The sequence below is a fragment of the Ruegeria sp. AL11 genome (assembly GCF_056540865.1).
This window is the reverse complement of the sequence record NZ_JBQFXO010000014.1, coordinates 44,373-68,432: the sequence shown is the minus strand read 5'-3', so window position 1 is coordinate 68,432 and position 24,060 is coordinate 44,373. Positions and strand designations below refer to the sequence as shown.

The window sequence follows — 24,060 nt, the reverse complement described above, 5'->3', positions numbered from 1 at the left end:
ATTGGCTCGGTTGCCCCTTTTGAATTAGGATGTACGAATGTGACTGCAAAAATGGCCACTTCTTAAAGCTAATCCAACAAGGGTTATGAGCTTGCCTTTCAACTCCACCTCCCGAGAGCATAGCGAGGGCTTTGTTCGCCTCTCTTTAGCCGCTCCCTTTCTGCAATATCTCACCGAACGTAAGATCAATCCGCAACCAGCATTGGATCAGGTCGGCTTGAAAGCTGAACTGATGACTAACCCATCCGTGTTCGTTCACTCCGAGTTGGTTTACGGCTTGGTAAATGCTTTCTCAGAAGTATCAGGGGATCGATACCTTGGCCTGAATGTAGGAGAGACTTTTGACCTGCGGGAATGGCCTCCGTTCGCTCAGGCCCTGCAATCAACAAACTCGCTGTTCGAGTTTTTTACCCGCTTTGTTGGGCTTGTCCCGCAGGAATCCAATTCGGTGCGGCACAGCCTTGTCATCGAAGCAGACAAAGCAACCTATCGTATCGAGAGGCAACAGGAACCCGCTGTCCCGCCCATTCAAGTGACCGGTTTTGGAGCCGCGATCTATGTACGGCTCCTGGAGACTGTCGTCGGAGAATCCTGGGATTCTTCGCGTGTGCGATGGGAAAGCCGTTATATTACGGGTCTACCGGTCAACTACAAAGGGATCGAGGTTGGCTTGGGACCTGATCCCGGAATGCAAATCAGTTTTCCTGTGGAATGGTTGTTTTTGCTCCATGCCTCTGAGGGTTCCGCCAAACCCATAGCTTCAGCTCGACAAAACGAAGAAGTAACGGTGGTGGCCGCTTTGCGATCCGTCTTACGCGACAAACTGGACGAAACCGATCTGGGGCCAGAGGTTGTGGCCGGACTACTGGGAATACAGCCGGAACGGTTTCTGAAAGCGCTTCAACAACAAGGCACAACACTCCCCCGCGAAATCAAACGGCTGCGCGTCGATGTCGCTAGAGAGCACCTCAGAGATGACAAGATGACAATTGCTGAGATCGGTCTACTCCTTGGCTACTCCGACAAGTCCCATTTCACTCGCTTTTTTCGAGGTCAAACCGGAATGACACCGACCAAATTCCGCCTTGGTGCGTAATTTCGTTGCAACTTTGGGACCGCTTGCACCCTCATATAAAGTGCGGGTCGACAAGAATTTGCGACGGATTTTTGGAGCCCTATTCAAGGATCGCAGTGGGGAAATTGTCCCATACTGGAAACACGCCACTCACAAGAACAGTGCGTCAGATATCTAGACCTATCTTGTCAGATCAAATTGGTTTGATACCGTTTTAGATGCCTGTTTTTTTGTATCGCGACGCTCGACAGAGTCTTCTTCTCTGCAAATCATTTCATCCCAAGATCTTCCCAAAAGAGAAAACCAACAAGGACGGCAGGGTATGACTTCTCTGACAGTGCATTGCCGATGTGAGGTATGGCTAAGGCATAAATCCTTTAGGTACCCCAAACTCCAATGACCCCACGCTACTTCCTGTCAACGACTGCAGAAAAGCAATCAGGTATTGAATTTCCAACTCTGTGAGTTGGACCGGAACAATGTCACTTTTATTGCGTTGACGCTCCATTTCATAATCGTCCTCCCAAACTATGAAATCGATTTTTTGCAACCATGGCACCTCGGGCAATGCAGCCATTTCAGGCGTCCAACTGTCTAGGCTTGCCTGCGGATTCAAGTGATGGCGAATGACGCTTTCCAGATCGGGAAAGGCTCCATTGTGACCGTAGGGTGCGGTCAGGGCAACGTTGCGCAACATAGGGGTGCGGAACCTATAGGCATCCTCTAGACGGTTGCTTTCACCCATGCGGCCGACATCTCGGACGAAGGGATCCCACTGCCGGGTGCGGCCCGGTCCAAAGGGCGGCAAACCCAAGGCATAAAACTTCTGATCTGACATCAGCGGTCCGGCATGGCAGCTGGAGCAGCGGGCTTTGCCGTAGAAAAGCTTCATCCCATCCAATTGGGCCGGCGAGAGGGCATTCGTGTCACCCGCGAGGTAGTGATCAAACGGGCTGTCGGTGCTCCGCCACTCGATCGCCATGAAAGCGGCCAGAGCGTTGGCGACTTGCGTAATCGTGATGTCTTCGGTCGACTCGACCTCATCAAAGGCAGCGACGATGGCCGGGCCATAGCGTGGATCGGTGCGGACGCGTTTCGCCAGAATAGGCCAGCCTTTGTCGATCCGATCATGCACCGCACCAGTGACTTCATTCTCGGCCACATTGCCCGCCATCTCGAATTGTGAGGTCAGGGGAAACAGAGCCTGCGCCGCCAGCAGGGAATTCAGGCCCTCGGGCAGCCACTCCTGCGCTGGGGAATTGAAGCCGTTGCCGTAGACGTCTGAAATACTCAGCCTGCCGTCGTGAAAGACTGTGTGAATCTCCCTCGCCCCAAGATTCCACAGGCCCGGAGAGTTGCGAGGGATGCGTTTGCGTATTCTGTCCGCCCCGGTGCCAGGTGTGCGGTCCAGTCCCAACCCCTGCCCGCCTTCTCCTATGCCCAGTGACAACCCGTCAGAGGTGCCGAAATCCGGGTGGTGGCAATGGGCGCAGCTGATGTTCTGGTTGCCCGACAGGATCGGGTCGTAAAACAGTTGATGACCAACGGCGGCCTGTTCCATATCAAATGGGATAAAGTCATCATCGGTTAACGGTCGCGGCAAATCCTGTGCCGCAGCGGCCCCAACCCAGAAGAGAGCAACCATCCCATGCGTCAGCTTGTTTTCGCCCTTTGCATGTTTGCGTCTCCGGCTCTGGCGGAACTGGAGCAAGCCCGCGATTTGATGGAAGCCGGACAGTTTGAAGCCGCACGCGAGGAGCTTCTTCCAGCCGCGCGCTCGGGCAACGCCGAGGCTGAGGAGTTGATCGGCGTGATGTACGGGCTGGGTCTCGGAGTCGAGCAGGATTACGAGCGCGCCTTTGAATGGTATCTGCGCGCCTCGATGAAGGGGCATCCGGGGGCGCAGTCGGGCGTTGGCTGGTACTATGAATTGGGTCTGGGCATGCCCGCGCCCGATCTGGTGCGCGCATACATGTGGTACACGCTCAGCGCTATTGGCGGCGACCCCGATGCGGCGATCAGCCTTGAGGAAGTGGTCAAGAAAATGTCGCCAGAGCAGATCGAAAGGGCGCATGTGCTGGTCAACGACTACAAAGGGTGGATGTATCCGTTTCGGTGAGGGCCGGGCCATAAAGCCCGGCCATTGTACTTAGTTCAGATCCGCATCGCGTGAGGCGTTTACATCGGCCTCAGCCGCAGCTACCGCTTCGGTCAACGCACCAAAGATTTCATCCCCACGGGCAACGTTGGACTGGAACCAGTCATACACCGGGGTTGCAGCTTCTTTGAACGCGGCCTTCTGATCTGGCGTCAGCACGTAGAGGTCTCCGCCACCGGCGACAAAATCCTCATAGGCCTGAATCGACTTGCGCTTGGGCGAGGCAAAGGTCGCCTGTTGCAGCGCATAGAATCCGTCGACCACGACGCGGCGCATATCCTCAGGCATCTCCTGGAACTTGGCGTTATTCATCCACCACAGTGCGCCCATATAGGCGTGGCCGTCCAGCGTGACATATTGCAGACCCGCGTCGGGGAATTTCATGCCCATGATGTCGGTGATCCCGTTCTTGGAGCCCTCAACCACGCCGGTCTGGAAGCTAGTGAACAGTTCCGGCCATGGGATCGGTGTCGGCGATGCGCCCAGAGCTTTGACCAGTTCCTGCGGCAGGTCGGCGACCACAGTGCGGATTTTAAGTCCTTCCATATCGGCGGGCTCAGCAATGCGGCGCTGGGTGTTGGCGAAGTTGCGCCAGCCGCCTGTGTTGCCAATGGTCATCAGACGAATCGCGCCGCCAGAGTCCTCCAGTGCCATATTGCGCATGGTGCGGGTGAAATCGCCGGACAGAACATGCTCGGCAATGCGGTCATCGGCCATCAGGTAAGGCAGGTCCAAAACCTGCACGTATGGAAAGATGCCCGAGGCCCCGCCCGAGGTGGAGATATAGATGTCGATCGTGCCATCGGCCACGCCTTGCAGGCATTCCGCGCCGTTCGAACACAGTTGAGTGCCGATGAACAGCTCGACCTCGATCGCCCCGTTCGAGGCGGCCTCGACATAGTTCTTGAAGACAATCAGACCATCATAGTCTTCGTCATTTTCGTTCGAGTTGGCAGTGGCGCGCAGCGTGTAGTCGGCGGCTGTGGCGGCCATAGCGGACGCGGCCACGAGCGATGTGGCCACCGCTGCGGTTTTGATGAAATCTCTGAGCATGCGTTTCCTCCCTATGGAACTCAGTTAGTTTGCAAATCCCGTTATCCTCGGGATCGTCATGGATAGTGCGGGGATATAGGTGATCAGGAAGATCACTATGATTTCAACGGCCAGGAACGGCAGGATCGCCTTGGCGATGGTTTCGACCCGCTCGCGCGACACGGCGGCGGCCACGAACAGCACCAAGCCCATTGGCGGTGTGGCGAGGCCGACGGTCAGGTTGACGCTCATGATGATCGCAAAGTGGATCGGGTCGACGCCGAGGCTGGTGAAGATGGGTCCAAGGATCGGGCCAAGGATGATGATTGCTGGGCCTGCGTCCAGAAACATGCCGACGATGAACAGCAGAAGGTTGATCAGGAACAACAGGATCAGCGGGTTTTCCGACAGGCTGAGGATCAGCGAGGCCAGCTGTTCCGGCGCATGGCTAAGACTGACCACCGTCTTGAACGCCATCGCCGCGCCGACCAGCAGAAGGACGACGGCGGAAGTCATGCCTGCGTTGCTGAGCACCTCGGGCACTTCTTTCCACGTCAGCGTGCGCAAGACAAAGAAGCCGATGATGAAGGCGTAGCCCACGGCGACGGCGGCGGCCTCGGTGGGTGTGAAGATGCCGCCCAGAATACCGCCCAGAATGATCACCGGGGTCATCAGCGGGAAAAAGGCTTTCAGGCTGGCCTGACGTCGCTCGGGCCATGTGTATTTGCGGCTGGCGACGGGGAAGTCATAGCGGTCGGCCATGAGTTTGATCATCAGCATAAGGCCCACACCCACCATCACGCCCGGCACGATGCCCGCTAGGAACAGCGCGGCGACGCTTTCACCCATGACGTAGGCGTAAATGATCATGATGCCCGAAGGTGGGATAATCGGTCCGATCACAGAACTCGCCGCTGTGATCGCGGCAGCGAATTTGCGGGTGTAGCCTTGTTTCTCCATCGCCGGGATCAGCATCGACCCAAGCGCCGAAGTGTCCGCAACAGCGGACCCCGAGAGGCCTGCGAAGAGGATTGAACTCAGCACGTTCACATGCGCAAGACCGCCGCGCAGGTGGCCCATCAGGGCCTGGCTGAACTCGACCAAGCGGATGGTGATGCCACCGCGGTTCATCAGCTCTCCGGCCAGCATGAAGAAGGGGATTGCCATCAGCGGAAAGCTGTCCATGCCGTTATAGACATTGCGATAGAGAAGCGTGATGTCGTTGGTCTGCCCGTTCAGCCAAAGCAGGATACCGGGCGCGGCCAAAAGGGCGAAAAAGACCGGCAGTCCGATCAGCAGGAAAATCAGGAAGGTGGGCAGGAACCAAATCAGCATTTACTCGGCCCCCACTGCCGCATCAGGAATTTCAGGCAATAGGTGACCCCCGCCGAGCAGAGTGATGAAGGATCGCAGGATCAGCTCGATATTCACCGAAATCAGCAGAATGATCCCCACCAGCAACGAGGCCATCATCCAACTGCGCGGGATGCGGTACCATTCGTCGAACCCAAAAGAGGTGGGTATGTATAGCGCTGCAGTGGCGAATTTGCCGCCAAAGCCAGTGACCTCGGACCAGCCGATATTGACCGCGACCAGCAAGACGGCGAGCGAGATCAGCAGCAGGAACAGGTTCAGCGATTGGCCGATTACGCGCGGCAGAAAGCGCTCCAGCATATCGATGGCCACAAAGCCGCCTCGCCGGAACGCGGTGGGGGCCATAAGGCCTGTCATCCACAACATGCAAAACCGGGCAGCCTCATCCGGCCATGGCAGAGCATTGCCCAGTACATATCGGAAGAACACCTGTATCAGGATTGCGATCACCATGAGTGCAATCGCAACGACACCAACCGCGCGGCCCAGACGCAGCACGGTTTCGTTCACGAATGCAATCGGTGCAAGCACCGATGCCAGTCCGCTCATGCGGATCCTCCCTTGTTCAGCCGCGGGTATGTCCCGCGGTCGTCAAATCGCGCTTAGTGCTGCGCGAATTGGCCGAGTTTCCCGGCGTAAAAGGTCAGCGCGTCTCCGTCCGCCATGCTGGCCTTAAGAACCTTTCCCACCACAATAACGTGATCGCCCGCATCGTGATACGCATGTTGTTCGCATTCGAACCGCGCCAAGCAGTCGGGCAGGATCGGCGTTCCGTTTTCGCACCGCTCATGCTCGATGTCGCGCAGCGCAAAGGCGTCTTTCGAGCAGCCAAAGCACAGCTCGGCCTGTTCAGAGGACAGCACATGCACGCTGAAATGGCGGGCGTTGTGGAAATAGGGAAAACGGCGCGAGTTGCGGTCACCCGCCCACATGATCAAGGGCGGGTCCAGTGACAGAGATGAAAAGCTGTTGGCCGTAATGCAGACCGGTCCATCGGCGCTGTCGCATGTGACGATGGTGACCCCGGTCGCAAAGCGCCCGAAGGCGTCGCGCAGGGTGCGGGTGTCGTCCTTGTGCGGAACGAAAGTGTGGGTCATGTCCTTTGAGATTGCATTCATCATGGTACCTCATGCCCCAGCGCCGCCTCATAAAGGCGGTACCAGCTTTCGCGATCCAGTTTGACTTTCAACGCGTCCGAAGCGCGTTTGATCCGATCCAGATTATTGGTGCCCAGAACCGGCAGGATGTTGGCCGGATGGGCTAGCAGGAAGGCCACGGCGACGGCGGCGCGATCCACGCCGAACTCGGCTGCGATTTCATCCGCGACAACGCCCACAGGCGGGTTTCCAGCCATCAACAACCCACCCCCCAGCGGCGACCACGCCATCACTGGATGACCATGCTGCTGGTGAAATGCCAGGTCACCATTGGTGAAGGGGCTGATCTCACCCAGAGACACCTCGATCTGGTTGGTGACCAGTTGGGTTTTCATCGCCGATTGTAGCAGGGACCAATCCCAAGGCCGGAAGTTCGACACGCCGATCGCGCCGACCTTGCCGCTGGCGACGACCTCGTCCAGAGCCGCTCCGGTTTCATGGTGGTCCATCATGGGATCAGGGCGGTGGATCAATAACAGGTCGATATGGTCGATGGCCATTTCGGACAAGGACGTGTCCACCGATTTCACGATATGCGCGCGCGAGGTATCGTAGTATTTCACCTTGGCATCCGCGTAACGACCGCAGGGCGCGACGATGTCGCATTTGGTAACGATCTCCATTCGCTGGCGCAGATCGGGATTGGCGCGCAGGGCATTGCCCAGAACCGCCTCGGCCCCGTAGTCACCATAGATATCGGCCTGATCGAAGGTGGTGATACCCTGATCCAGACAGGCCTGAATCTTGGCTTCGACATGCGCCGCCGATGTGTCTGCGTCGTCGCCCAAGCGCCACATGCCATAGACAAGGCGGCTCATTTCCAGCGAGTCAGAAAGTTTCACACGTTGCATCAGCGACGAACTCCGTTGCCCAGCGGGGTCGCCGGGGTAGTTGTAGGCACGCGCCCATAAGCTTCGGGCAGCGAACAGGTTTTCAGATTGGGCAGAACACGGCTGCCGAAATGTTTGGCTTCATCTATGTGCGGATAGCCCGAAAAGATGAAGGCGCGGATGCCCATCTTTTGGTATTCTTCGATCTTGGACATAACCTGATCAGTCGAACCGACCAAAGCCGCGCCGCAGCCCGATCGCGCACGGCCAACGCCTGTCCAGAGACCTGGTTCAACATAGCCATATTCATCCGCCAGATCGCGGTTCTTGGCCTGATGCGCAACGCCCAGCGAGGTCGAATCCAGCGCCCGCTCCCGGATTGCACGACCATATTCGTCATCCAGTTTCGAAACGATGTAATCCGCATATTCCTGCGCCTCTGCCTCGGTATCCCGAACGATCATGTGAACACGCAAACCGTAGTCCAGCGTGCGGTTGTAGTTCTCGGCGACCGCATGAACGGCCTTCATGCGTTCGGCAAGTTGGTCCTTGGTTTCGGGCCACATCAGGTAGACGTCACAATGTTCGCCACAGAGATCCAGCGCAGAGGGAGAATAACCACCGAAATAGAGTAACGGCCCTCCAACCTGGTATGGCTTGGCCGGGTCAGTGGTCAGACCTGAGAAGTTATAGACCTCACCAGCATGATTGATCTCGTCCTGCGTCCAGACTTGCTTCAGAATCTCTACCACTTCGCGCGAGCGCTGATAGCGGAACGCGCTGTCGGCTTTCTCACCAGGAAAGTCGGAGGAAATGATGTTGACCGTCAACCGCCCCTTCAACATGTGATCCAGCGTCGCAATGGTGCGGGCCAGCATGATCGGTTGCATCTCGCCACAGCGTACAGCGGCCAATAGGTTGATCCGGTCCGTGATTGGGGCGCAGCCCGCGACAAAGCTCAGCGTGTCCTGACCGACCTGATAGGAGGACGGGCATAGGATGTTGCGGAAGCCCTGCGCTTCGGCCTCTTTCACAATGCCGGAACAATGCTCCCAACTCGACCGCAGGTCGCCATCGGGTACGCCAAGGAACTGGTAATCATCGGAACACAAAGCGGCAAACCACGAAACTTCGGCCGCATCCAGATCGGGGGATGTGATGGGGACGATGCTCATTTGATTCACGCTCCGTACATCTTTGACTTTCCTCTTGCGTAGCAATCGCTTTGATGTAGATCAATAGTGTATCAATTTTTCCTGCGACCGAGTGAAGCGTCTGCCGTGCCTGCCTCCAACCGAAACCCCAATGCCCTGCCGGTATATATTCAGATCGCGGAACTTCTGATCCGCGACATCGCGGCTGGGCGCCTTATTGATGGTGAGCGTTTACCGCCCGAGCGTGAGATGGCGGCGGAGTTGAATGTCTCGGTTGGAACGCTCCGAAAATCGCTCTCTGAGCTAGGAAAAAAGGGGATGTTGGAGCGTATCCAGGGCTCAGGCAACTACATCCGCGAGACCGGCACACAAAATAGCGTCTATGCAATGTTCAGGCTGGAACTGCCCAAAGGGGGTGGCCTGCCGCGTGCGGATATCCTGTCAGTTGACCATCTGAAGAAGCCGACCAATCTGCCGAAATTCGGGGCTTCTGATGCCGGTTCGCGCGTCCGGCGCATGCGCTACCTGAATGACACAATCATTGCAGTCGAGGAAATTTGGCTAGACGAATCAGCGGGCCTGATCGACCAGAGCCTGCTGTCCGACTCACTCTATCGCTACTATCAGCGCCAATTGGGCTTTTGGATCGCAAGGGCCGAAGACAGAGTCTCGGTCCAACCACTACCGGACTGGACACCTCCTGACTTCACCAAACCAGCGGGCCAATCAGTAGGCTACATCGAGCGGTTCAGCTGGTCGGAAAACGCCGAACCCGTTGAATTCTCAAAAACTTGGTTCGACCCAGATCGGGCCAACTACGTACAACGTTTGAAGTAAAAGGAATCGCACATGACCCGGACCATCAATTACGGGCTGATTGGATGCGGCATGATGGGGCAAGAGCACCTGCACAACATCGGATTGCTGGAAAGCACCAATGTAGCAGCGATCTTTGAGCCCGATTCAGAGATGGCAAATACCGCCAAGGCAATTGCGCCAAATGCGGCCATGGTGGGTTCCATTCAAGAGCTTCTGGCGGTTGAAGAACTGGACTGCGTAGTCATTGTTAGCCCAAACCATCTTCATGTGGACCAGATTTGCGAAATCGCTGAAACACGTCCGCTTCCGTTTTTGGTGGAAAAGCCATTGTTCACCGACCCGCAAGACGTGGCTCGTCTCGAGCAGTTGCAGCGCGACTATCCCTGCCCGATTTGGGTTGCGATGGAATACCGGTACATGCCCCCTGTTGCAGCTCTGATCGAGAAGGCTCAGGTGACAGGTGGCATAAAAATGTTGTCGATCCGCGAGCATCGTTTTCCGTTCCTGGACAAGGTCGGCCATTGGAACCGCTTCAACCGCAACACTGGCGGCACTTTTGTCGAAAAATGCTGTCACTTCTTCGACCTCATGCGTTTGATATTGCAATCCGACCCGGTACGCATAACCGCAAGTGGTGGGCAGGCCGTGAACCATTTGGACGAGAGCTACGATGGTCAAACCCCAGATATTCTGGATCACGGCTACGTTCTCGTCGATTTTGCTTCGGGTGCGCGCGCGATGTTGGAACTGTGCATGTTTGCGGAAGGCTCTCGTTATCAGGAAGAAATATCAGCCGTCGGACCAAAAGCTAAGATCGAGGCTCTGGTTCCAGGACCGGTGCGCTTTTGGCAGGATCACTTGGGCGCCCCCCCGCCTCCGCGCTTAATCGTGAGTCCACGCAATCCCAAAGGCCCCGTATCAATGGACGTTCCAGTGGACCCGAACTTATTGGCGGCTGGGGATCATAATGGGTCGACCTACTATCAGCACAAAGGTTTCTTGGCCGTGCTTCGTGGCGAAAAAGCTAAGCCGGACGTAAGTTTGAACGACGGCCTCTGGGCGGTCAGAATGGGGCAAGCGGCGCAACGGGCGATAGACACGGGCGAAACGGTGTACATGGTCGATTGAACGGGTTCAAAAACACGGGCGCGTGTTGCAGCCCCTAAAAGGCCCCATATCGCTCGAGGTTGTGTCAGACATCGCCAATCGATTTGGCAAAGGGCCAATTCTAGCGACTGTGCAAGCCTACGTTTGCGCAGTCCTACTTGGATGCTCCGCTAGACTTTTTGTCTTGCCTTCCCTGCTGCGAACGGCCGCCTTTCATGGTCGAGTGAGTTGCTCTTGCGGATGCAGCTCAGGTCCGCTTGCCCCGGACAAACCGAAACACCTTTCTTCTGGGTTGGCGTCCAAGCTCCAATAAAAACAGTGCCTAACATGATGACGATGTCGTGCAACTTGCGATACCGACGACGGACCTGCTCGATCATCCGATGGCCCTGCCGATAACACCCATGTACCGAGCCTCGGCATCGAGATTAAATGTGCAGCTCTTATCCAGAATGCGGGCGGGCTGGACGCATAGCCTGATCTTTGGTCATTAGAACTATTGTGTAGTCGGCTCCACAACTACAGCACCCTACACAGTAAATTCGATCGCATAGGTTCGTTGGGTTTCGTGTCTCTCATCACCCAGGATGCTTCTTTTAAAAAACGCTCCTCCTCGCACGATGTTGATGTGGCATTGTTGCAACCGGTTGCAGCAACGCGGACTTGGTGCATAATACTGACACCATGATATTGCCTAGCGCCCTCCCCGCCCAATTGCCTGCAAGGCACCTGCCATGAGCGTCACCCTCAAAGATGTTGCCGCGCTGGCGGGTGTGTCGCGATCAGCCGTTTCGCGCACTTTTACCGAAGGGGCTTCGGTTTCAGCCAAAACCCGCAGTAAGGTGGAAAAAGCCGCGAAAGAGCTGGGCTATAGCCCCAATGCGCTGGCCTCGTCGCTGACAACCGGGCGGACCAAGCTGATCGGGCTGATCTCGAACAACTTCCACAACCCGATCTTTTTGGAGGTGTTCGACCAGTTCACCCGCGCTCTGCAAGAACGAGGGCTGCGTCCTTTGATCGTGAACCTGACTGATGAGACCGAGCCTGCCAATTCCGTCCGGATGTTGCGGCAATACTCGGTCGATGCGGTCATTGTCGCCTCATCGACCTTGCCGCCGAGCTTTGCCAAGGCTTTCCACGATGCCGGGGTTCCGGTGGTGCATACATTTGGCCGCTCGGCCACCTCGCCCGAGGTGCATGTGGTCGGGATCGACAACGTGGAATGCGGGCGTATGGCTGCGCGAGAACTGGTGGCGCGTGAGTACACACGCGTCGGGTATCTTGGGGGGCCGAAGGATGCGACCTCGGCCATGGACCGGTATCGCGGGTTCATCGAGGAAACCGCGCAATATGCGAACCTCGAGGTATCCTATTCCTTCGCGCAGAACTACTCATTCGATGCTGGCAGGGCCGAGATGCTGCGGCTGTTGGGGGAAACCCCGGCCGAGGGGTATTTCTGCGGCGATGACATCCTGTCGATTGGCGCGCTGTCGGCCCTCAAGGATCATGGGCTGACGCCGGGGCGCGACATCGGCGTCATCGGCCTGAACGATATGGATATGGCCCGTTGGGAAAGTGTCGACCTGACCACCATTCACCAGCCGATCAAGCAGATCATCAACGCCTCGGTGGATCTGGTCGAGGAGATGCTGAAAGAGCCTCAGAGATACCCTGAGGCCCGTATTTTCCCCTGCCGTGTGATCGAGAGGGGCACGCTACGTCCCCGACCGTAACTACCGGAACATTGGCGGACGCGCGTCTTTCCACGCGCCTTCCTCTTTGCCTGACGCAACGGCGGCATGAACGGCGGCTATCGAACGTACACCATCTGAGGCGCCGGGCAGACCGTCGCGGGCCTCACCCCGGATCGCATCGGCCAGATCGCAATAGATATTGGCCACGGCCAACGGGAAGCCCTCGGGGTGGGCGATGGCCACGCGCGACAGGCGCTGCACTTCGTCATGTAGGCCACCCTCGCCTTTTTCGATGATCTGGGTGCGCCCTCCGACTGGGGTGTAGATCAATTGGTTGGGCTGCTCGGACGCCCAGCGCAAACCGCCGGTTTCGCCAAACACTTGAATGTCGAACCCGTGTTGCCGCCCGATCGCCACGGACGACGTCCACAGGCGACCAACCGTTCCGCCTTCGGTGCGGAAATTGATCATCGCGTCATCTTCCAGCTCGCGGCTGGAAATGGTCGAGGCCATATCGGCGGACAGCGATTTCACCTGATCATCGCAGACAAAACTTGCCATATGCAGCGCATGGATACCGCAATCTGCGAATTGGCCCGAGACCCCCGCCATCGCCGGATCATAGCGCCAACGGACCCGAGGGTTATCGGCATCCGTCGCATCGCCGTGATGACCGTGGCTGAAATTGGTCACCACCAGCCGCACCTTGCCGATATCCCCTGCCCGCACCATGGCACGCGCCTGCCGGATCATCGGATATGCCGAGTAGCAGTAGTTCACCGCACAGATCTTGCCCGAGGCCTCGGCCACGCGCACGATCTCTTCGCCCTCTTCGACCGTCATGGTCATAGGCTTTTCGCACAGGACGTTGAAGCCAGCCTCAAGAAACGCTTTGGCGATTTCGAAATGGGTGGAGTTCGGCGTGGCAATCGTGACCAGATCAATCCGGTCGAAGCGGTTTTTTTCGCCTGCCAACATGTCCTGCCAGCTGCCATAAGCACGGTCGGCGGTGATGCCCAACCGCTGAGCATATTCACGGCCCACCTCGGGCCGATGATCCAGAGCGCCCGCCGCGAACTCGAACATCCCGTCCGCCTGCGCGCCCAACCGATGAGCAGGTCCGATCTGGCTACCTTCGCCGCCACCAATCATGCCCCATTTCAGCTTTGCCATGGTCTATGTCTCTCTTCAATTCTTCCGAGCTAGAGCGATCAGAAATCGCTGATATCTTTCCACTGTCGCTGGTCCGACGAGGCCAGCGCAGCCGCCAGCACCCGGTTGACCTCATGCCCATCACGGAAGGTCGGCCAGATCGGATTGCCGGTGTGAATGGCCTGCAGGAAATCCTTGGCCTCGATGATGATCTGGTCCTGATAGCCGGTGCCATGGCCGGGGCCTTGGCAAAACGGCTCGTAATCCGGATGTGCGGGGCCAGTCAGGATCTTGGCGAAGCCTCGCTGTCCTTCTGGCCCTTTGCGGCGATAAAGCCAGAGGGCGTTCTGGTCCTCTTGATCAAACCGGATTGCGCCCTTGGTGCCCGAGATTTCATAGGCATAACCCATCTTGCGGCCCGTTGCGACGCGGCTGAAATAGAGGTTGCCCATCACACCGTTTTCAAAGCGGCACATCATCTGGGCGTGGTCATCATTCGTGACCTCTCCGCCCGGGCGTGTGCGATGAACGGTTTCGACATCGGCCATGACCTGCGCAATCGGTCCGATCAGCGCAAGCGCGCCGTTCACCATATGCGGAGCCAGATCTCCGATCGTACCGTTGGCCATGCCGGTCGTGCGCCAAGTGGCAGGGGCGTCGGGGTCGGCATAGAAATCCTCGGTATGCTCACCGCGAAACCAGGTGATGTCGCCGATCTCACCGTCTGCAATAAGTTTGCGTGCGTATTGGCTGGCAGGGGTGCGGATATAGTTGAAACCCACCATGTTGACCACGCCGGCATCCTCAGCCGCGCGCGTCATCGCCTGACTGTCCTCGAGTGATGCGCCCAAGGGTTTTTCGCACAGGACCGGCTTACCTAACGCAAAGGCCGCCTCAGCGATATGGCGGTGCGTTTCCTGAGGCGAGGCGATGACGATCGCGTCGACCTTCGGATCCTCGACCAAAGCGCGCCAATCGTCGGTCGCGCGCTGGAACCCATAGGCCGCACGGTATCGTTCGGCACTTTCAGTGGACGAGGCGCAAATCACCTCGAGCTGCGGACGCAGAGCAGTGTTGAACACAGCGCCCACGGCGGACATGGCAACAGAATGCGCCTTGCCCATATAGCCGCCACCAACAATTCCAATTCCGATTTCAGGCATCTGTCGCGGCTCCGAACATACTATTTGCAACCGGTTGCAAAATCAGTATCGTGTGAATCGATTCAACGCAAGGTCCAAACTTTGCCGACGACGTTACGCCGGAGGAACATCACGTGAGCGCTTTGGTCGAGGGCATCAAAGGAAATCGGTTTGCGGTTTTCGGTCGTGCCGGAATGGATATGTTTGCCGATCCAATCGGCGTCAAAAGCGAGGATGCCGACACGTTCCATGCCGATCTCGGCGGATCCTCGGCCAATATTTGCGCGGGTCTGGTCAAGCTCGGCAGTCGGGCATCATTGGTTACGTCGGTCTCGGACGATGCAGTTGGTCGATTCTGTCTGAACCGCCTGCGACACTACGGTGTTGACACCTCTTACATCCGCATTGTCGGCGGTGAATTCCGCATATCCCTGGCGATCTATGAAAGCCGGATCGAGAATTTTCAGAACGTCATCTACCGCAATGGGGCAGTCGATTTCCAAGTCACCGAAGAGGACATGGACCGGATCGATTTTTCGGCATTCTCAGCCGTGATATCCGCCGGAACTGTCTTTGCCGCGGAACCGTCACGCAGCGCCACGTTTCGGGCTTTTGACAATGCCCGCGCCGCAGGGTTGCCAACAATTTTCGATATCGACTATCGCCCTTATAGCTGGCCATCGCCCGAAGTGGCGGCCGACGTCCTGTCCCGGGCCGGAGAGGCCAGCGACCTGATTGTCGGCAATGACGAGGAATTCGGCTTCATGGCCGGCGGTATCGAAAAAGGGTTCGCAAAGGCCAAAGAACTGGCCGAAAAGCCAGGCCGCATCGTTATATACAAGATGGGTGAAAAAGGTGCCGTCACGATGATGGACGGCCATGAGATTCACACGGGCATCTACCCGGTTACCGCAGTCAAACCCAACGGAGCAGGGGACAGCTTTATGGCAGGTTTGCTGGCCTCTGTCGCTGCTGGCTATTCGCTAGAAGAAGCCGTCATGCGCGGCTCGGCCTGTGCATCCATTGTGGTTTCGAAACCCGGATGCGCCCCCGCCATGCCCACAACGCCCGAGCTGGATGCATTTCTGGCCGACCACCCCGGCCCGACCAAATAGGAGGCCCCCATGCATATCGCGCCCCATGATAACCAGAACAAAGCCATCGTCGATGTCGACGACCCGCTGGTTCCGCTGAACTATTTCAACATCGTCAAACTCAAGCGCGGCGAGGCGTTCGAATACCAGGTGCCGGGCTATGAGACCTGCATCGCCCCCGCCACCGGCTCCGTGGACGTTGACATCGAAGGCGTGCAATTCGCCAAACTGGGCAACCGGGGCGAGGACGTGTGGGATGGTGAGCCAGAGGGGGTTTATGTCCCGGTTGGCGCCAAAACGCAGCTGGTCTGCGTGTCGGATGAGGCCGAGGTTTTCATCGCCGGGGCCAAGTATGACAAGGTTCTGGACCCGTTCGATGTGCGCGAGCATGACCTCGTGCAGTACGGCAGCGACGACACCAAAACGCATCGCAAGATCAAACATATCCTGGGGCAAAAACAACAGGACAAGGTCGGCCGCCTGTTGGTGAGCGAGTTGTTCACCGTCGGCCAAGGGGGGTGGTCGGGTTTCCCGAGCCACAAACACGACACCAACCGTCTTCCGGATGAGACGCGCCACGACGAGACCTATAACTTCCGCTTCAAACCCAACTGGGGCTCGGGCCTTCAGATGTTGCAGCGCGAAGACAACAAACCGGGGGATGCATACCACATCGTCGATGGCTCGACCGTTTGTATCGACAAGGGCTACCACCCCTGCTGCGTGTTGCCGGGATATGAGATGTATTATTTCACAATCCTCGGCGGGCTGACGCAACGATCTCTGGTGCAGTATTTCCAACCCACCCATGCCTATCAGGTCGAGACGATTCCGGGCATCAAAGACATGATCGCGAAGTTCAAATGACCCTCGCCACCCTGAAAAACGTCCTGCAGCCGGCATATGAACAGGGCTATGCCGTCGGCGGTTTGGTAACCCTCGGCTGGGAGGACATGCGCGCCTATGTGGCCGCTGCCGAGGCCGAAAACGCACCGGTCATCCTGCAAGCCGGTCCCAGCTGTCGCGAACACACGCCTCTGCCTATCCTTGGTAAAATGTTCCGCCATCTGGCCGAGGGCGCCTCGGTCTCCGTGGTCGCGCATCTGGACCATGGTTACACGTATGAAGACTGTAAGATCGCGTTGGACAGCGGTTTTACGTCGCTGATGTTCGACGGGTCGCGTAAACCACTGCAGCAGAATATCGACGAGACCGCCGCAATTGCTGAAATGGCCCATGCGGCTGGGATTTCCTGTGAAGGTGAGATCGGGTTTGTCGGCTATTCCGGCGGAGAAGGCTCGAACGGAACTGACCCCGAGGAGGCCGCACAATTTGCTCGTGAAACAGGCGTAGATGCGATGGCGATCTCGGTTGGGAATGTCCACCTGCAGCAGAACAAGGAAGGCGGTCTTGACGAAGACCGGATCGCTCGGATCGACGCGCTGACTGAGGTGCCGCTGGTGATCCACGGAGGCTCGGGCGTGCCAGTCGAGCAGCGCACGCGCTTGGCCCAAGGCACCTCGATCTGCAAATTCAACATCGGGACCGAACTGCGCATGGCCTTTGGTAACGCCCTACGCGACGCTGTGAACAGCGACCCCGAACGGTTCGACCGCGTGACCATACTTAAAGAGACCCAAGACCCGGTCGAGGCCGCCGCCCGCACCGTGATCCGCGCCTTTGGCGCGCCGCCTCAGAGATAGCGAGATCGGGATGTAAATGGCTATGTAGTTTAACCCTGCGACTAGATAGATTGTCTTTCTCAGGCAACGTTTGTGTATCTGGGGGAAAAGCGGTCCTTCGGTCAGCGAGCGGCGAAAGAGGAAAAAAGAGCCCAGAGAGATCGATGCTGCGCTGCGCACCAATGTCTGCTTCAATGGTTCTTGGTTCTGCGCTATGAACGTAAGCACTTCGAGCAAACCCGACCGATGGCAACAATTTTGGCGACTCAAAATCCGATCATACGCCCCGCGCAGGCGGCGGACGCCAATGCATTGGCGACCTGTATCGACGCGGCCTATGAAAAATACGCCGAGCGCATCTCCGATCTGCCTGCTGTTTCCGATGGATGCGCGCAAGACATTGCCGACAATCAGGTTTGGGTCGTCGTGCAAAGAAACGAGATCATAGCTGGTCTCGTTCTTGTCGCCGGTGATGGTTTCATAAAACTTGCGAACCTTGCGGTTCATCCCGACCATGTCGGTAAGGGTCTGGGACGTAAACTGATCGAACTTTCAGAGCGCGAAGCAAAACGGCTAAGATTCAGTGAAATGCGTCTGAATACCCACGTCGACATGCCCGAGAATGTTCGACTTTACCAGCACTTGGGGTGGGCTGAGGTTAGTCGAAGTGGCAACACAGTCTCGATGCGAAAACACGTGGCCAGTGACTGACTAGAGCGTGCTTGCCCTGATGGTTGCCGCAATGGCCGTAGCTGCGCTGGAAACAAGAAGCGGTCGTTCACACGGAGTTCTTGATTGGCAGTTTTATCCGCCTCTCGTCATCCGATGGATTCGTTTTGAATGGCAGCCTTCTGCGAAGCTGCGCTCAGGTGCCGAACTATCGGCCAAAAAAGGTCAAGCCGGTGCTTCATTGATATTTCCAGCGACTGGAAAACAATTGCTTGGCCCATGCCGGACGATCAAACTAAGCCTAGATCGAGCCACCCTCGACCATGAAATTCCCGGCGCTGCACATGGCGGCGTCGTCCGAGGCCAGAAATACTACCATCCGCGCCACGTAGACCGGGTCGATCGGGTCTGGTAGGCATTGGCGGTCAACCTGCTTCGCCAGCGCCTCGGGAGTGACCCACAGGTCTTTCTGGCGTTGGGTCATGATCCAACCGGGGACAACAGTGTTCACGCGGATCCGGTGATCCCCCAGCTCGCGCGCCATGGTTCGGGTGAGACCATGAACCGCAGATTTGGCGGTGGCATAAGCGGGGAAACCTGCGCCGGCCTCCCACCAGGAATTCGACCCCAGATTGACGATGGAGCCTGCGCCCCGTTCGATCATTGCAGGGGCAACCGCCTGAATGGCAAAGAACATATGGCGGATATTGGTCGCCATACGTTCATCCCAATAGTCCGCAGTTACCTCGCGCCAGTCATGTCGGTCATCTTGTGCCGCGTTGTTGACCAGAACATGCGCTGCGCCCAGTTGCTCGGTCAGTTGCTCCAGCGCATCGCGCAGCGCATCGATATCGCGTAGATCGCATTGGGCAAAGGCATGCTCGCCCTCCAGCTCCGCAAGCAACTCATGGCCGGCATCAGCGTTTAGGTCCAGAAACCCCACCTTGGCCCCCTGCGCGGCAAAGGCCCGAACCGTTTCCGCCCCGATCCCTCCAGCCCCACCGGTGATGAAAACGGTCTTGCCGTTCAGACTGGGATAAGTGGCAAATTCTCGGGTCATCCGTCACGCTCCATAATCCACTCGACCTCGGGGGCCGCGACAAAGCGCCATTTCCGCAAAGGTCCTGCCATGACGTTCAGATAGTACATCTCAAACCCATAGGGTGCTCCGCAAGGGTGGTGTCCGCGCGGAACGGTCACAACGTCGCCGTCCGAGACCGCCATCGTTTCATCCAGCTGGCCATCATCGGTATAGACGCGCTGAATCCCGAACCCGTTGGCCGGGTTGAGGCGGTGGTAATAGGTTTCCTCAAGATAGGTAATGCGCGGGAAGTCATCCTCATCATGGCGGTGGCTAGGGTATGAAGACCAATGACCGTTCGGGGTGAACACCTCGGTCACCAGCAGGCTATCGGCGTAGTCTTCATTCTCCATCGCGATATTGTTGATATGGCGCGTGTTCACGCCCTTGCCGCGTTCGGTCAGAGTGATGCCATCCGGCCCAATCCGCCGGGCCTGATGTCCGCCTTTGCCGGGGGCCGAGCAGACGGCGATGACGCAATCGGTTTCGGCCACGGCCTCCCATTCGGTGCCGTTGGGCAGGTAGAGGCAATGAGGCGGTAATTTCTCGAACACATTCATCCGGTCGCCCAGAACGCCCCAATCCTGCCCGGCGCCGGAGATCTGCGCCTTGCCTTCGACCATGACCAGAATGACCTCACGATCTCCAGTGACCTCGGTCGCCTTGTCGCCCGCGCGCAGGTGGTAGAGGCCGAACCCGACATAACGCCACCCGGCGCTGGCCGGAGTGATGTCGTGGACCTTGCCACGGGTGCCGAATGGTTTCTTGAGCAAATCTGCCATGTTGGTCTCCGGTAATGGGCGGCCTTTCAGACCGCCCGGTTCTCATTGCAGGCGGATTGCCGTGTGGTCAGCGCCGAAAGCGCATTCGATAGCTGCGCCTCGGACCACCCCTCGGCCACAGCGCGGCGCAGGATGTCTGCCTGACTGTCCGGCGCATTCCCCCCGACCGGAGGGTCCGTGTCGAGATTGGTTGGAAAGGGATAGCCCTCGGCAGTTGCAGCGATCGCGGCCTCTAGCTGTGTAGCGGTCAGATCGCCCCGTTGTTTCAAGGCGATGAGCGACGGAAACACCGCCTCGGACATCGCGCGGCGATCCACGGCCTCCATCGCCCGACCAAAGGCCGTGGACACCTGAAGCAGGTTTGCCATGCGATGAATGTCTGCACTGCGGTTTTCCCCGGCCGCATGGAACAGCGCAGGGTTGAAGAACACGGCATCCCCTTTTTGCAAAGGCAGCTGTACGTAGTTCTCTTCGAAATGCGCGCGGTGATCCGTGTCGTGGAAGGCAAGATATCCGGGCGCATAAAGCTGCGAGAACGGAAGCAGCTTGGTTGGGCCGGACTCTACCGGCATATCGCAATGCGCGACAGCGCCCTGCAATGTCAGAGCTGCCGTTAGAAAATGCGCGTGCGCGGGATAGCGTGCTGCGCTGTCTGCCGTTTGAAACCCAAGATGATAGTCACGATGCGCTTGCTGTGCCTGCCCGCCGGGGCGCACCTGGTTGATCTGCGCCGTGACCTGATAGTTCGGGCCAAGCCAAGCCTCACACGCGGCGGCAATCGAGGTGTTTCCGAAATAGAGCGCGAAGCCTTCGGGATCGCGCAGGCACTGTTTCTGCAACGCGTTCCAGATCCGGTCATTGGCCCCAGAGGCCGCAAAGTGGTCGCCCTCACCCCCACCGCCCTGACGTTCGTCGTTGATGATCTGGCGGAATACATCTGTGGCCCGGTCAATCACACTTGTATCCGGATACGCCCGTTTCAGGGCGATGACGCCTGCGGATTTGGCAAGTACCCAAGCCCATTCGGCCAGCAAGGCCTGCCGATTGTCTGCTTGCTCTAGTAGCGGACGCAAAGCCTGCATGTCATAGACGGGCACATTGTTTTCCACAGACGCAGCAAACGGCACCGCGTCCGCCGAAAGGGCCTGTGAGGTCAACACCTTGAATTCATCCAGATCACAGGATTCCCGGTCAAAATAGCCGACATATCCGAGTTCTTGATTTACCATGACTTTCTCCTTTCTCATGGCTTCGGTGTTGCCCCTTGGGGCGGTGTGTTACGCGGTGATCTCCAATCCTGCCTTGCCGCAGACGTCAACGATGTGGTCGTAGCCTTTCTTTGAGTACTCATAGGGCGGCGCTTTGGCCGGGTCCTGTTCTGCCTCAACGACGATCCAACCGTCATAATCCATCGCTTTCAGCGCATTTGCGACCGCTTGGAAATCAATGCAGCCGTCACTGGGCACCGTGAACGCGCCTGCAATCACGGCGTCCAGGAAACTGCGGTTGTTTTCCCGCACGTCCTGCACGATGGCGGGGCGGATATCCTTGAAATGGACGTGATGCACGCGGTCGCCCCAGCGGTTCAGGGTCGCCATCACGTCACCTCCGCCAAACAGCAGGTGGCCGGTGTCAAAGCACAGCTTCACCTCGGGGCCTGAACCCTCCATCAGCCAATTCATGTCATCTTCGCTTTCAATGATCGTGCCCATGTGGTGGTGATAGGCCATTGGCATGCCCTGATCGCCCATCCATTTTGCCAACTCGGTCAGCTTGGCCGCGTAGGACAGCACCTCATCCTTCGACAGTTTCGGACGGTCATTGACCGGCGTCCCGATCTGGCCCTGAACAGTGTTGGAGCATTCCGCGTAAACGATGCACGGGCTGTTCAGCGCCACAAACTGTTCAACCTGCTCCCGTACCGCGTTTTGTTCCGACGCGAAGTCGTTGATCAGCGACGCACCGGAACACCAGCCGCCACAGAGCGCGATATCATTGCCCTCAAGGTAAGCGCGCAGCCCCTCGGTATCGCTGGGCATCCGCTGGCCCCGTTCGACGCCGGTGTAACCAATCTGACGCGACTCCTGCAGCGCTTGTTCCATTGTGTATGCAGCGGTCAGGTCCGGCAGATCGTCATTCTGCCACGCGATCGGAGAGATCCCGATTTTCACGCTCATTTCGTGTTTCTTTCCTTGATGGCAACCTCATAGGCCGCGCGTTTTTCGTTCACTTCGGGGCGGGTGCTGACCTCGGGCACCGCGACTTCCCACCATGTGCCGCCATATTCGGTCGAGGGGTAAGGATCGGTGTCGATGACCACCACGTAAGGGCCTGAGATGTCACCGCGTTTGGCCAGCGCGTCCTCAAGCTCGGCAATCGAGCTGACCTTGACTGAGGTCGCCCCCATCGCCGCTGCATGTGCCGCGAAATCAATGTTCGAGGCGGTTTCGTGGACAGTGTGATCGAGCAGGTTGTTAAACTCGGCCCCGCCGGTGCCCATTTGCAGCCGGTTGATACAGCCAAAGCCCCGGTTGTCGGTGATCACAACGGTGAAGGACACGCCCATCATCGCCGCCGTCGCCATTTCCGAGTTCGCCATCATGTAGGTGCCGTCGCCGGTAAAGCAGATCACGTCGCGATCCGGCTGGGCCATTTTGATGCCCATCGCGCCTGCGATCTCATAGCCCATGCAGCTGAACCCGTATTCCATGTGATAAGCCCCGGGCCGCGGCGCTTTCCACAGCTTGTGAAGCTCACCCGGCATTGTGCCAGCGGCGCACATCACCACCGTGTCGTCATGCGAAGCACGCTGTACCGCGCCGACCACCTGCATGTCGGTGGGCAGAGCGTTCCCGTCCCCCGGCGCGTCGGTCAGCGCGTCAACCTTGCCAAACCAATCCGCTTTGAGCGTGTCGGCCACAGGATCAGCATTGTAGCCCTGCAGCGCGGCACCCAGCTCCTGCAAGCCAACGCGCGCGTCGGATTGCAACGGCATCGCGCCGTGTTTCTCAGCATCATACGCGGCGGTGTTGAGGCAGATCATCTCACGCGCGGGATTTGAAAACAGGCCCCATGAGCCGGTCGTGAAATCCTGCAGGCGCGTGCCAACGGCCAGCACCAAATCGGCTTCGGCGCAGATGTCATTCGCGGGCTCGCCGCCCGTCACACCGATCGGACCCAGGTTCAGGGGATGATCCCAGGCCAAAGCGGATTTGCCGGCCTGCGTTTCTGTGATTGGGATATTGTGTGTCTCAGCAAAGCTCTGCAGCGCATCCGTTGCGTCCGAGTAGTGCACCCCACCGCCCGCAACGATAACCGGACGTTTGGCCGCTGAAATCGCGGCCACAGCGCGCGCCAGCTCGCCTTCGTCCGGGCAAATACGGCGTTGGAACCACACGCGCGGTTCAAAGAAGCTTTCGGGATAGTCATAGGCCTCGGCCTGCACGTCCTGACAGAAAGCCAAAATGACCGGACCGCAATCCGCCGGATCCGTCATCGTGCGGAAAGCACGCGGCAGAGCGGTCAGCAGATGCTCGGGGCGCGAAATACGGTCATAGTAGCGGCTAACCGGGCGGAAACAGTCATTGGCGCTGATGGTGCCATCGCCAAAACTCTCGATCTGTTGCAACACCGGGTCCGGCCCGCGCGAGGCGAAGACGTCGCCCGGCAACAGAAGAACCGGCAGGCGGTTCACATGCGCCAGCGCTGCAGCGGTGACCATATTGGTCGCGCCCGGCCCGATGGACGAGGTCACCGCCATCGCCCGCGTGCGCCGCATCTGTTTGGCATAGGCAATCGCGCAATGCGCCATCGTCTGTTCATTGTGGCCGCGATAGGTTGGCAGCGTGTCTTTGACACCATGCAGCGCCTCACCTAACCCGGCCACATTTCCATGGCCGAAAATAGCCCAGACACCTGCAATAAAAGGCTCTCCGGCCTCATTCATCTGCGCGCCCAGATAGCGCACCAAAGCTTGCGCTGCGGTCAGTCGGACGGTCTTGTCCATTGTGATCCCTTTCAACACAAGGCCATTCCGGCCAGTTCTGCGATTTCGTTGG

The 24,060-nt window shown here is 58.0% G+C and carries 23 protein-coding genes; 9 read left to right on the top strand and 14 right to left on the bottom strand.

Annotated features, from left to right (window positions below; all coding sequences use genetic code 11):
- The first annotated feature begins 85 nt into the window (after window positions 1–85).
- Complete coding sequence (locus ACR0IP_RS20745; protein WP_480527690.1) at window positions 86–1,096, top strand: AraC family transcriptional regulator; 1,011 nt, start codon at window positions 86–88, stop codon at window positions 1,094–1,096.
- A 340-nt stretch (window positions 1,097–1,436) separates the two neighbouring features.
- Here ACR0IP_RS20745 and ACR0IP_RS20740 read toward each other — a convergent pair whose 3' ends face one another.
- Entirely contained in the window at window positions 1,437–2,720 is a 1,284-nt protein-coding gene (locus ACR0IP_RS20740; protein ID WP_480527688.1) for a cytochrome-c peroxidase, read from the bottom strand.
- A 3-nt stretch (window positions 2,721–2,723) separates the two neighbouring features.
- Between ACR0IP_RS20740 and ACR0IP_RS20735 the strand changes: the two genes are divergently transcribed.
- Window positions 2,724–3,194, top strand: a complete 471-nt coding sequence (locus tag ACR0IP_RS20735; protein ID WP_480527686.1) for a tetratricopeptide repeat protein — start codon at window positions 2,724–2,726, stop codon at window positions 3,192–3,194.
- Between the two features lie 30 nt (window positions 3,195–3,224).
- Here ACR0IP_RS20735 and ACR0IP_RS20730 read toward each other — a convergent pair whose 3' ends face one another.
- The 6 genes from ACR0IP_RS20730 to ACR0IP_RS20705 are packed head-to-tail and all read right to left on the bottom strand — an operon-like array spanning window position 3,225 to window position 8,801.
- Window positions 3,225–4,286, bottom strand: coding sequence for a TRAP transporter substrate-binding protein (locus tag ACR0IP_RS20730; RefSeq protein WP_170378744.1), 1,062 nt, complete (start codon window positions 4,284–4,286; stop codon window positions 3,225–3,227).
- A 24-nt stretch (window positions 4,287–4,310) separates the two neighbouring features.
- The gene (locus ACR0IP_RS20725; RefSeq protein ID WP_170378746.1) at window positions 4,311–5,600 is read right to left on the bottom strand and encodes a TRAP transporter large permease; all 1,290 of its coding nucleotides are present in this window, start codon (window positions 5,598–5,600) and stop codon (window positions 4,311–4,313) included.
- Entirely contained in the window at window positions 5,601–6,188 is a 588-nt protein-coding gene (locus tag ACR0IP_RS20720; RefSeq protein WP_480527684.1) for a TRAP transporter small permease, read from the bottom strand.
- Window positions 6,189–6,241: 53 nt separating this feature from the next.
- On the bottom strand, window positions 6,242–6,757 hold the full coding sequence (locus tag ACR0IP_RS20715; RefSeq protein ID WP_480527682.1) for a flavin reductase family protein: 516 nt from the start codon (window positions 6,755–6,757) through the stop codon (window positions 6,242–6,244).
- Complete coding sequence (locus ACR0IP_RS20710) at window positions 6,757–7,647, bottom strand: aldo/keto reductase (RefSeq protein WP_480527680.1); 891 nt, start codon at window positions 7,645–7,647, stop codon at window positions 6,757–6,759. The genes ACR0IP_RS20715 and ACR0IP_RS20710 overlap by 1 nt, the downstream gene beginning before the upstream one ends.
- Window positions 7,647–8,801, bottom strand: coding sequence for an LLM class flavin-dependent oxidoreductase (locus ACR0IP_RS20705; protein WP_480527678.1), 1,155 nt, complete (start codon window positions 8,799–8,801; stop codon window positions 7,647–7,649). Before ACR0IP_RS20705 ends, ACR0IP_RS20710 begins: the two co-directional genes overlap by 1 nt.
- A gap of 105 nt (window positions 8,802–8,906) precedes the next feature.
- Between ACR0IP_RS20705 and ACR0IP_RS20700 the strand changes: the two genes are divergently transcribed.
- From ACR0IP_RS20700 to ACR0IP_RS20690, 3 genes are all read left to right on the top strand, one after another.
- Window positions 8,907–9,617: a GntR family transcriptional regulator gene (locus ACR0IP_RS20700; protein WP_170691365.1), complete on the top strand. Its 711-nt coding sequence runs from the start codon at window positions 8,907–8,909 to the stop codon at window positions 9,615–9,617.
- Window positions 9,618–9,629: 12 nt separating this feature from the next.
- Complete coding sequence (locus ACR0IP_RS20695) at window positions 9,630–10,727, top strand: Gfo/Idh/MocA family protein (RefSeq protein WP_170691366.1); 1,098 nt, start codon at window positions 9,630–9,632, stop codon at window positions 10,725–10,727.
- A 713-nt stretch (window positions 10,728–11,440) separates the two neighbouring features.
- On the top strand, window positions 11,441–12,439 hold the full coding sequence (locus ACR0IP_RS20690; RefSeq protein WP_170378761.1) for a LacI family DNA-binding transcriptional regulator: 999 nt from the start codon (window positions 11,441–11,443) through the stop codon (window positions 12,437–12,439).
- On the opposite strand, the gene ACR0IP_RS20685 is transcribed toward ACR0IP_RS20690, so the two are convergent.
- Together ACR0IP_RS20685 and ACR0IP_RS20680 are read right to left on the bottom strand one after the other, a co-directional pair.
- Entirely contained in the window at window positions 12,440–13,573 is a 1,134-nt protein-coding gene (locus ACR0IP_RS20685; RefSeq protein WP_480527675.1) for a Gfo/Idh/MocA family protein, read from the bottom strand. It lies immediately after the preceding gene.
- Window positions 13,574–13,611: 38 nt separating this feature from the next.
- The gene (locus ACR0IP_RS20680; RefSeq protein WP_480527673.1) at window positions 13,612–14,715 is read right to left on the bottom strand and encodes a Gfo/Idh/MocA family protein; all 1,104 of its coding nucleotides are present in this window, start codon (window positions 14,713–14,715) and stop codon (window positions 13,612–13,614) included.
- A 113-nt stretch (window positions 14,716–14,828) separates the two neighbouring features.
- Here ACR0IP_RS20680 and iolC point away from each other — a divergent pair, with 113 nt between their 5' ends.
- The 4 genes from iolC to ACR0IP_RS20660 all read left to right on the top strand — a co-directional run bounded on the left by iolC (window position 14,829) and on the right by ACR0IP_RS20660 (window position 18,181).
- A complete protein-coding gene (iolC, locus tag ACR0IP_RS20675) occupies window positions 14,829–15,809 on the top strand; it encodes a 5-dehydro-2-deoxygluconokinase (RefSeq protein WP_480527671.1) in 981 nt (326 codons plus the stop codon).
- Between the two features lie 9 nt (window positions 15,810–15,818).
- Complete coding sequence (locus ACR0IP_RS20670) at window positions 15,819–16,655, top strand: 5-deoxy-glucuronate isomerase (RefSeq protein WP_480527669.1); 837 nt, start codon at window positions 15,819–15,821, stop codon at window positions 16,653–16,655.
- Complete coding sequence (locus ACR0IP_RS20665; protein ID WP_480527667.1) at window positions 16,652–17,491, top strand: class II fructose-bisphosphate aldolase; 840 nt, start codon at window positions 16,652–16,654, stop codon at window positions 17,489–17,491. The genes ACR0IP_RS20670 and ACR0IP_RS20665 overlap by 4 nt, the downstream gene beginning before the upstream one ends.
- Before the next feature lie 225 nt (window positions 17,492–17,716).
- Entirely contained in the window at window positions 17,717–18,181 is a 465-nt protein-coding gene (locus ACR0IP_RS20660; protein WP_170378771.1) for a GNAT family N-acetyltransferase, read from the top strand.
- 259 nt (window positions 18,182–18,440) lie between these two features.
- Here the strand turns inward: ACR0IP_RS20660 and ACR0IP_RS20655 are convergent, their stop codons facing one another.
- The 5 genes from ACR0IP_RS20655 to iolD are packed head-to-tail and all read right to left on the bottom strand — an operon-like array spanning window position 18,441 to window position 24,008.
- Window positions 18,441–19,199, bottom strand: coding sequence for an SDR family NAD(P)-dependent oxidoreductase (locus tag ACR0IP_RS20655; protein ID WP_480527665.1), 759 nt, complete (start codon window positions 19,197–19,199; stop codon window positions 18,441–18,443).
- Window positions 19,196–20,002 carry a 5-deoxy-glucuronate isomerase gene (iolB, locus tag ACR0IP_RS20650; protein WP_170691382.1) on the bottom strand — a complete coding sequence of 269 codons (807 nt, stop codon included), beginning with the start codon at window positions 20,000–20,002 and terminating at the stop codon, window positions 19,196–19,198. The genes ACR0IP_RS20655 and iolB overlap by 4 nt, the downstream gene beginning before the upstream one ends.
- 26 nt (window positions 20,003–20,028) lie before the next feature.
- Entirely contained in the window at window positions 20,029–21,231 is a 1,203-nt protein-coding gene (locus tag ACR0IP_RS20645; protein WP_480527663.1) for a phytanoyl-CoA dioxygenase family protein, read from the bottom strand.
- Window positions 21,232–21,279: 48 nt separating this feature from the next.
- A complete protein-coding gene (gene iolE, locus ACR0IP_RS20640) occupies window positions 21,280–22,179 on the bottom strand; it encodes a myo-inosose-2 dehydratase (RefSeq protein WP_480527661.1) in 900 nt (299 codons plus the stop codon).
- On the bottom strand, window positions 22,176–24,008 hold the full coding sequence (gene iolD / locus ACR0IP_RS20635; protein ID WP_480527659.1) for a 3D-(3,5/4)-trihydroxycyclohexane-1,2-dione acylhydrolase (decyclizing): 1,833 nt from the start codon (window positions 24,006–24,008) through the stop codon (window positions 22,176–22,178). The genes iolE and iolD overlap by 4 nt, the downstream gene beginning before the upstream one ends.
- Window positions 24,009–24,060 lie beyond the last annotated feature (52 nt).

Excerpts from the sequence above, each read along its gene's own strand:
- ACR0IP_RS20745 (WP_480527690.1), top strand. The coding sequence starts at position 86 with ATGAGCTTGCCTTTCAACTCCACCTCCCGAGAGCATAGCGAGGGCTTT.
- ACR0IP_RS20740 (WP_480527688.1), bottom strand. The coding sequence starts at position 2,720 with ATGGTTGCTCTCTTCTGGGTTGGGGCCGCTGCGGCACAGGATTTGCCG.
- ACR0IP_RS20735 (WP_480527686.1), top strand. The coding sequence starts at position 2,724 with ATGCGTCAGCTTGTTTTCGCCCTTTGCATGTTTGCGTCTCCGGCTCTG.
- ACR0IP_RS20730 (WP_170378744.1), bottom strand. The coding sequence starts at position 4,286 with ATGCTCAGAGATTTCATCAAAACCGCAGCGGTGGCCACATCGCTCGTG.
- ACR0IP_RS20725 (WP_170378746.1), bottom strand. The coding sequence starts at position 5,600 with ATGCTGATTTGGTTCCTGCCCACCTTCCTGATTTTCCTGCTGATCGGA.
- ACR0IP_RS20720 (WP_480527684.1), bottom strand. The coding sequence starts at position 6,188 with ATGAGCGGACTGGCATCGGTGCTTGCACCGATTGCATTCGTGAACGAA.
- ACR0IP_RS20715 (WP_480527682.1), bottom strand. The coding sequence starts at position 6,757 with ATGAATGCAATCTCAAAGGACATGACCCACACTTTCGTTCCGCACAAG.
- ACR0IP_RS20710 (WP_480527680.1), bottom strand. The coding sequence starts at position 7,647 with ATGCAACGTGTGAAACTTTCTGACTCGCTGGAAATGAGCCGCCTTGTC.
- ACR0IP_RS20705 (WP_480527678.1), bottom strand. The coding sequence starts at position 8,801 with ATGAGCATCGTCCCCATCACATCCCCCGATCTGGATGCGGCCGAAGTT.
- ACR0IP_RS20695 (WP_170691366.1), top strand. The coding sequence starts at position 9,630 with ATGACCCGGACCATCAATTACGGGCTGATTGGATGCGGCATGATGGGG.
- ACR0IP_RS20690 (WP_170378761.1), top strand. The coding sequence starts at position 11,441 with ATGAGCGTCACCCTCAAAGATGTTGCCGCGCTGGCGGGTGTGTCGCGA.
- ACR0IP_RS20685 (WP_480527675.1), bottom strand. The coding sequence starts at position 13,573 with ATGGCAAAGCTGAAATGGGGCATGATTGGTGGCGGCGAAGGTAGCCAG.
- ACR0IP_RS20680 (WP_480527673.1), bottom strand. The coding sequence starts at position 14,715 with ATGCCTGAAATCGGAATTGGAATTGTTGGTGGCGGCTATATGGGCAAG.
- ACR0IP_RS20670 (WP_480527669.1), top strand. The coding sequence starts at position 15,819 with ATGCATATCGCGCCCCATGATAACCAGAACAAAGCCATCGTCGATGTC.
- ACR0IP_RS20665 (WP_480527667.1), top strand. The coding sequence starts at position 16,652 with ATGACCCTCGCCACCCTGAAAAACGTCCTGCAGCCGGCATATGAACAG.
- ACR0IP_RS20660 (WP_170378771.1), top strand. The coding sequence starts at position 17,717 with ATGGCAACAATTTTGGCGACTCAAAATCCGATCATACGCCCCGCGCAG.
- ACR0IP_RS20655 (WP_480527665.1), bottom strand. The coding sequence starts at position 19,199 with ATGACCCGAGAATTTGCCACTTATCCCAGTCTGAACGGCAAGACCGTT.
- iolB (WP_170691382.1), bottom strand. The coding sequence starts at position 20,002 with ATGGCAGATTTGCTCAAGAAACCATTCGGCACCCGTGGCAAGGTCCAC.
- ACR0IP_RS20645 (WP_480527663.1), bottom strand. The coding sequence starts at position 21,231 with ATGGTAAATCAAGAACTCGGATATGTCGGCTATTTTGACCGGGAATCC.
- iolE (WP_480527661.1), bottom strand. The coding sequence starts at position 22,179 with ATGAGCGTGAAAATCGGGATCTCTCCGATCGCGTGGCAGAATGACGAT.
- iolD (WP_480527659.1), bottom strand. The coding sequence starts at position 24,008 with ATGGACAAGACCGTCCGACTGACCGCAGCGCAAGCTTTGGTGCGCTAT.